8 protein-coding genes are annotated in these 6,860 nt (G+C 70.0%); 6 read left to right on the forward strand and 2 right to left on the reverse strand.

Annotated features, from left to right (window positions below; all coding sequences use genetic code 11):
• Positions 1–45: 45 nt before the first annotated feature.
• Positions 46–282: a hypothetical protein gene (locus ACZ6SD_RS32685; RefSeq protein ID WP_465320893.1), complete on the reverse strand. Its 237-nt coding sequence runs from the start codon at positions 280–282 to the stop codon at positions 46–48.
• 86 nt (positions 283–368) lie between these two features.
• Here ACZ6SD_RS32685 and ACZ6SD_RS32690 point away from each other — a divergent pair, with 86 nt between their 5' ends.
• The 3 genes from ACZ6SD_RS32690 to ACZ6SD_RS32700 are packed head-to-tail and all read left to right on the forward strand — an operon-like array spanning position 369 to position 3,032.
• On the forward strand, positions 369–1,325 hold the full coding sequence (locus tag ACZ6SD_RS32690; protein WP_465320894.1) for a helix-turn-helix domain-containing protein: 957 nt from the start codon (positions 369–371) through the stop codon (positions 1,323–1,325).
• Between the two features lie 26 nt (positions 1,326–1,351).
• Positions 1,352–1,726, forward strand: coding sequence for an effector-associated constant component EACC1 (locus ACZ6SD_RS32695; RefSeq protein WP_465320895.1), 375 nt, complete (start codon positions 1,352–1,354; stop codon positions 1,724–1,726).
• Positions 1,713–3,032: a caspase family protein gene (locus tag ACZ6SD_RS32700; protein WP_465320896.1), complete on the forward strand. Its 1,320-nt coding sequence runs from the start codon at positions 1,713–1,715 to the stop codon at positions 3,030–3,032. Before ACZ6SD_RS32695 ends, ACZ6SD_RS32700 begins: the two co-directional genes overlap by 14 nt.
• Here the strand turns inward: ACZ6SD_RS32700 and ACZ6SD_RS32705 are convergent, their stop codons facing one another.
• On the reverse strand, positions 3,033–4,181 hold the full coding sequence (locus tag ACZ6SD_RS32705) for a hypothetical protein (protein ID WP_465320897.1): 1,149 nt from the start codon (positions 4,179–4,181) through the stop codon (positions 3,033–3,035).
• 112 nt (positions 4,182–4,293) lie between these two features.
• Between ACZ6SD_RS32705 and ACZ6SD_RS32710 the strand changes: the two genes are divergently transcribed.
• Genes ACZ6SD_RS32710 through ACZ6SD_RS32720 form a run of 3 tightly spaced genes read left to right on the forward strand, consistent with a single transcriptional unit; the run spans position 4,294 to position 6,591 of the window.
• A complete protein-coding gene (locus tag ACZ6SD_RS32710) occupies positions 4,294–5,181 on the forward strand; it encodes a fumarylacetoacetate hydrolase family protein (RefSeq protein WP_465320898.1) in 888 nt (295 codons plus the stop codon).
• Positions 5,182–5,188: 7 nt separating this feature from the next.
• The gene (locus ACZ6SD_RS32715; RefSeq protein WP_465320899.1) at positions 5,189–5,836 is read left to right on the forward strand and encodes a TetR/AcrR family transcriptional regulator; all 648 of its coding nucleotides are present in this window, start codon (positions 5,189–5,191) and stop codon (positions 5,834–5,836) included.
• A complete protein-coding gene (locus ACZ6SD_RS32720) occupies positions 5,833–6,591 on the forward strand; it encodes an MBL fold metallo-hydrolase (protein ID WP_465320900.1) in 759 nt (252 codons plus the stop codon). The genes ACZ6SD_RS32715 and ACZ6SD_RS32720 overlap by 4 nt, the downstream gene beginning before the upstream one ends.
• Positions 6,592–6,860: the final 269 nt, after the last annotated feature.

Consider the following 6,860-nt stretch of genomic DNA (forward strand, 5'->3'; position numbering starts at 1 on the left):
TGGCCAACTTCGTCTGGCTCTGGCCCATCCTCAACGGCGACTCCATCACCGAATGGCGCTGGCAGGCCGAACTCTGGCTCCCCTCCTGGCGCTGACCTGGGCCCGCCGGTCGCCCGCGACCGGACGGGCGGTCCGCGCCTCGGCGGCGACGCGGGCCAGGTCGCGGTCCTCGACGTCGCTGCTACCGGCGGGCCGGTGACGCGGCTGGGTGGGCGCGTGGTTGCGGTCCAGACCGTAGATGACCAGGGCGGATAGTGCGGCGAGAACAAGCGCGGTAGTCATGGCGCTAAGTTTGCGCTGCGCCATTTCCTGCCAACAGTGGCAGTTCTGACCTTGTGCGACAAAATCCTGCCAGCTACTGTGCGGGGATGCTGAAGACAGTGGCCGCCGTCGTGATCGACGGCGTCGCCCCGTTCGAGTTCGGCGTCGTCTGCGAGGTGTTCGGCATCGACCGGACCGACGAGGGCGTGCCGCCCATCGAGTTCCGGGTGTGCGGCGAGGTCGCGGGCCGCTCGATCGCCACCGGCGTCGGCGTGCGGATGACCCCCGAGTCCGGTCTCGACGGCCTCGCCGACGCCGACCTGGTCACCGTCCCCGCCGCGGGCATCCGCGACCACTACCCGGCGGCGGTGCTCGACGCCCTGCGCGCGGCCAGCGCGCGCGGCGCGACCCTGCTGTCGGTGTGCAGCGGCGCCTTCGTCCTCGGCGCGGCCGGGCTGCTCGACGGCCGCGAATGCACCACCCACTGGCGCCACGTCGCCGACCTCGTCGCGCGCTTCCCGCTGGCCAGGGTGAACCCGGACGTGCTGTTCGTGGACGACGGCGACATCATCACCAGCGCGGGCACCGCGTCGGGCATCGACGCCTGCCTGCACATCGTGCGCCGCGAACTCGGCTCGGCCGCGGCGACCGCCATCGCCCGCCGCATGGTCGTCCCACCCCAGCGCGACGGCGGCCAGCGCCAGTTCGTGGAACTGCCGATCCCCGAATGCGGCAGCGACAGCCTCGAACCGGTCATGCGGTGGCTCTTGGCGCACCTGGCCGACGAGCACACCGTCGCCGACCTCGCCCGCCGCGCGGGCCTGTCCGAGCGCACCTTCGCCCGGCGGTTCGTCGCCGAGACCGGGACCACCCCGCACAAGTGGCTCACCACGCAGCGGGTCCTGCACGCCCGCAGGCTGCTGGAGGACACGCCGATGACCGTGGACGAGGTGGCCCGCGAGTGCGGGTTCGGCAGCGCCGCGCTGCTGCGCCACCACTTCCAGCGACTCGTCGGCGTCGCCCCGACCGATTACCGGCGAACGTTCGCCAGCCGTCCCGCCTGAGTGATCTTGCGGGTAAGTTTCCCCGCATGGACGCCCTGCTGACCGTGGAAGACGAGACCGGCGACGCTGTCGGCTCCCTGCTCAACTGGCTCAAACTGGAAGACGAGCTGCGCGGCCGGGTGCGCCTGCGCCAAGAGGCCCCCGCACCGGGCCAGATGGGCGCGTTCTCCGACACCCTGACCGTCGCGGTCGGCGGCGGCGGTGCGATGACGGTGCTGATCGGCTCGGTCACGACCTGGCTGCGCAACCGGCGCTCGGACGTCACGATCAACCTGACCATCGGCAAGCGGAAGCTGGTCATCGACACCAAGCGCGTCAAGGCCGACCCGGACAGCGTCCGCCTGCTCATCGAGACCGCCACCGAGGCGCTCAACCAAGAAGACCCCGATGCGGCTGGCTGACCCGAGCCGGTCCCAGATCATCCTGGTCGGCTCGGCGCACTACGACGACCCCAACCTGGACGACCTGCCCTCGGTGCGCAACAACGTCAACGACCTGGCCGCGGCGCTCACCGATCCCGCGCTCGGCTCCATCGAGCGCTGCCACACGTTCCTCGACCTGACCTCCGACCGCACCGCGCAGATCGAGCGGCTCGCCCGGGAGGCCGAGGACCTGCTGCTGATCTACTTCGCTGGCCACGGCCTGATCAACGAGGACGGCCTGCTGTCGCTGGCCATGAAGAACACCGAGCGAGAGTTCGCGGGCTACAACGTCTGGCAGATCAACCAGGTCCGGTCCGCGCTGCACAACAGCCCCGCGCACACCCGGGTGCTGATCCTGGACAGCTGCTACTCGGGGCGGGCGCTGCAGCAGATCGGCCTGATGGGCACCGCCGACGAGCAGATGGAGGTCAAAGGCGTCTACACGCTGACCTCGTCGCCCGCCACCCAGCCCTCGATCGCCCCGCCCGGCGAGCGGCACACCGCGTTCACCGGGGAGCTGATCACGCTGTTGCGCGAAGGCGTCCCCGGGGCGGGCGAGCTGCTGTCGATGGGCACGATCTACCAGCAGCTCAACCGCAGGCTGCGCGGCAAGAACCGGCCCACGCCCAAGCAGTACAACAGCGGCGACGCGGCGACGCTGGCGCTGGTGCGCAACCGGGCGCACGAGCCGACCGTGCCGACCGAGCCGTTCCAGCCACCCGAGTGGCTGGCTCTGCGCCGCGACGTGCTCGACGCCTCACGCGACCTCGACGTGCGGGTCGACGCCATCACCGGCCTGGTCACCCTGGCCAAGCGGGACAGCGACGTGGCGGCCGAGTTGACGTCGCTGGCGTCCAACGGGACCCTGCCGATCCTGCTGCGCATCCACTGCGTGCACGAGATCGGCAAAACCCTCGGCGAGCGCGACGCCGTGACCACCCTGGACACCGTCGTCGGGGCCGGGCGGGGCGCGGCGGCGTGGCGGCGGCTGCGCCGGTTCGTGGACCTTCTTGACGACGACAGCGCGTGGTACGCGGAGATGGCGAAGGCCTGGGACATCGACCCGGTGCTCGCCCAGGACGACCCGGACCGGCTGTGGAGCCTGCTGATGGCGATGATGCTCACCGAATGCGGGCTGTCGCTGTCCGGCAAGCTGCGCGCGGCCCAGGAACTGGCCCAGCTCGGACGGCCGGGCCAGGCCCAGCACCTGCTGCGGGCCCTGCTGCTGGACCGGCGGGCGAGCGCGCGGGACCGCGAGCGGATCACCGCCGCGTTGGCGGGCTGATCAGTTGCGGGGCAGCAGCCGGTAGACGCGGTCGGGGTGGGTGGCCAGGTGCGCCAGCCGCGCGTTGATCTCGACCTGGGGAACGGCGACGGCGACGACCGGCGCGGGTGGCCGAACCTGGGCCGGTGCGGGCTTCTGGCCGGGCTTCTGGCCCACGACGGCTTGCGGGGCCTTGGCGGTTTCCGGGGCCGCCGGGGGCGGCTGCGTGGCCGCGTGCAGGAAAACCACTCCCGCGGCGGCCGCCGCGACGTAGCACACGATCAACAGCACGACGAGCGTGACGCCCAGCCACCCTGGCTGGTTCGTGGTGTTGAGCAGGAGCAGACAGTACGTGCCGAAGGCACCGCCGAGCAGGAAGATGCCGCCTGACGCGATGGCGATGTCTTCGCTCTTCTGGGAGTGGTCCGCGAAGAAGGTTTTGAACGCGCCGTAGCCCACCACCGGCCCGACGGCGAAGAAGCCGAGCACGATCAGCAGGGCCAGCAGGACCCAGGCCACACCGATGACGTCGAAGGTCTCGGCCACCACCAGCGACGTCACCGCCAGGGACACGCCCCCGCCCGCCACAGCGCCGAGCGCGCGCGGCGGTTCGTCAAGGGCTGAGTCGAAGTCGCTGCCCAGCGGTGTCGCGGCGAGACCGCCGGTGAGCAGGGCGGTGGCGGTGATGCCGACCGCAGGCTCCCACCCGGTCCCCAAGTTGAACAAGGCGTGCACGATCAGACCGATGAGCCCGATCGCCGCCGCCGCCAAGCCGCCCGCGTACGGGCCTTCTTCGTCGGCGAGGACACCGATGAGTCCGATGATCCCGGCCAGGCCCACGAGCACGGCCGTCCCGATCGCGATCCAGACCACCCAGGCGTGCGGCCCAGGGGGCAGCCACCCCACAATCAGCTCGGCGACCACCACGCAGGCAAGGGCGAACAGCCAGAACGCGAGGCCCCACTCCTCATTGGCCGCGACCAGGAAAACCAGCGCGCCAATGGCGATGGCCCCGATCGACGCGCCCGTCACGTAAGGCAGGACCGAAACGGGGAACAGCCCGTCTACGTGCTCGGTGGCCGGCCCGGTCTTGTCCTCGGTGAACCACCCGGTCTTCTCAGCGAACAGCCCGGCGACGCCCACCAGCACCAGCAGGAACCCTACGGGCACGGCCACCTCCTGTTCGTCGCGGTGATCAGTATGACTCCGCATGTCCAGTTGCCCACCAGGCCGGGGCGGACTAGATTCCGGAACAGTTGTTCCGAAATTGGAGGGTGGCGGCATGCGTGTGCGGCGAGTGCGGGCGGGCGGCGGCATCGACTGGCAGGTCCACCGGGACGGGGACTGGACGACCGTGCCCGACTCCCCGCTGGGGTTCGAGTCGCCGTTTCGGCCGGAATGGGAGCTGGGGCTGCACGACGGCGACCCGCTGCCGTTCCAGCCGGTGTCGTTCCGCGACTTCATGCTGTTCGAGCGGCACAACATCGACGCGGCCCGCGGCTGGCTGAAGCGGTTCGGGCCCGCGGCGGCGGTGGCGGCGACCTCGGCCTACGAGAAGCTGGCCCGCCGCCCGTTCCCGCTGTTCCGGCCGAACAAGCTGTGGTACCGCCAGCCGATCTACTACATGGGCAACACGCTGACCTTCCAGCCCAGCGGCGCCCCGGTGCGCACCCCGGCCTACACCCGCGCGCTGGACTACGAGCTTGAGCTGGGGTTCGTGCTCAAGGAGCCGCTGCTGGACGCCACCCCGGCCCAGGCGGAGCGGGCGATCGGCGGGTTCGTGGTCCTCAACGACCTAAGCGCCCGCGACGTGCAGATGCCGGAGATGCGCAGCGGCTTCGGGCCGCAGAAGGCCAAGCACTTCGCCAGCTCCCTGTCGAGCACCGCGGTTACCGCCGACGAGGTAATGCCGAAGCTGGACCGGTTGACGGGCACCGTGCGCATTAACGGCGAGGTGGTAGCGCGACCCACGACAGCCGGGATGCGACACTCTCTTGGCGAAGTCCTCGCGCACGCCTCGCGCGCCGAGCGGCTCCTGCCGGGGGAGCTGTTCGGCACCGGCACCCTGCCGGGCGGCTGCGGCATGGAGACCGGCCACTGGCTGCGGCCCGGCGACCGGCTTGAGCTGGCGATCGAGGGCATCGGTGACATCCGGCACGACATCAGCTGACCGCCCGATGGGAACCCGCGAACGCAACCGCGCGCTGGTCCGCGAACGGCTGCTGGACACCGCGGAGCAGCTGTTCGCCGACCAGGGCTTCGCCGCGGTGAGCGTCCGGGACATCACCGCGGCGGCGGGCCTGCGGCTGGCCGCGGTCAACGACTCCTTCGGCACGAAGGAGAACCTGTTCCGACAGGTCATCCTGCGCCGCGCCGAAGTGCTCAACGCCGAACGCGCGGCCATGCTCGACCACCCGCCCCGGTCGGCGACCACCGCCGAACGCCTCCGGTGGTGCGTCGACGCGTTCGCCCGCCCTTTCCTGGTCCACAGCGCCGAAAGCGAGGGCTGGCGCAACTACATCCGCTTGGTCGCGCAGCTCACCCCCGCCCGGCAGCGGGTGCTGCTCACCGTCGCCGACCAATACAACCCAATAGCCACCAGGTTCATCGCCACGCTCCGCGAAACCCTGCCCGACTGCGGCGAAGCGCAACTGCACCGGGCGTACGAGTTCATGGTGACCTCGACGCTGACTTTCTTCTCCCCCACCCACCGCCTCGACCTCCTCACCAACGGCGAGGTGCGATCCGACGACGTGGCCGCCCACTACGACATCCTCTTGGACTTCCTAACCGGCGGCTTCTTAGCCCTGAAAGGCACCTCATGAAAACGCCTACCGTCACCCAGGTAGCCGACAACACCTACCTCGCCACCGGCACCGCAGTGAACTGGACCCTCATCACCGACGGCGACGCGGTAACCCTGATCGACGCGGGTTTCCCCGCCGACCTACCAGCGGTCGAGGAATCGCTACGCATGATCGGCCACCGCATCGAGCAGGTCGCAGGCATCCTCATCACCCACTGCCACGTCGACCACATCGGCTCCATACCCGCCCTTCTCCGCCGCACCAACATCCCCGTCTACGTGGCACCCCCCGAGGTCGGCTTCGCCCACGGCAAGTACATGGAGCAAGCAGGCCCCCTAGACGTCATCCCCAACCTCTGGCGGCCCGGTTTCCTCACCTGGAGCATCCGAATAGCCCTGGCCGGCGCCATGAAGCATGTCCGCATCCCCACCGCCACCCCCTTCCCCCACGACGGCGCACTGGACCTGCCCGGCAACCCCGTCCCGGTCCCCACCCCAGGCCACACCTCCGGACACTGCTGCTACCACCTGCCAGACGTCGGCGTCCTAGCCACCGGCGACACCCTCGTCACCGGCCACCCAACCTCCCAAACAAGCGGCCCACAACTACTCATGCCCATGTTCAGCCACGACCACCCAGCCACCATCGCCGCCCTGAACACCCTAGAACCCCTGGCAGCCGACACCCTGCTCCCCGGCCACGGCACCCCCCACCACGGCGACATCCGCACTGCCATCACCCAAGCCCGCGAACACCTGGCAACCCACAACTGACACAGCCACCCCAGCCCGGCCAGGCGCCCGGTAGGAGTGGAGAGCAAACCCAAGCCCCCTACCAACAGAAACCCGAAGCTGCCAGGCACTCGATGAGAGCAGCGAGGAAACCCGCTTACCTACCAGCAGAAACCCAACCCTGCCAGGTGCTCGATGGGGTGGAGTGGTTTCTCTGGGGGAGAAGGAAGATCGCTAAGCTGGCTCCGCACGTGTGAGGCCGAAGGCATCCCACCCGTCTTTCACACGGCGATCTTCCTTCGTAGGGGCCC

This window comes from Actinokineospora sp. NPDC051303 (assembly GCF_055586285.1).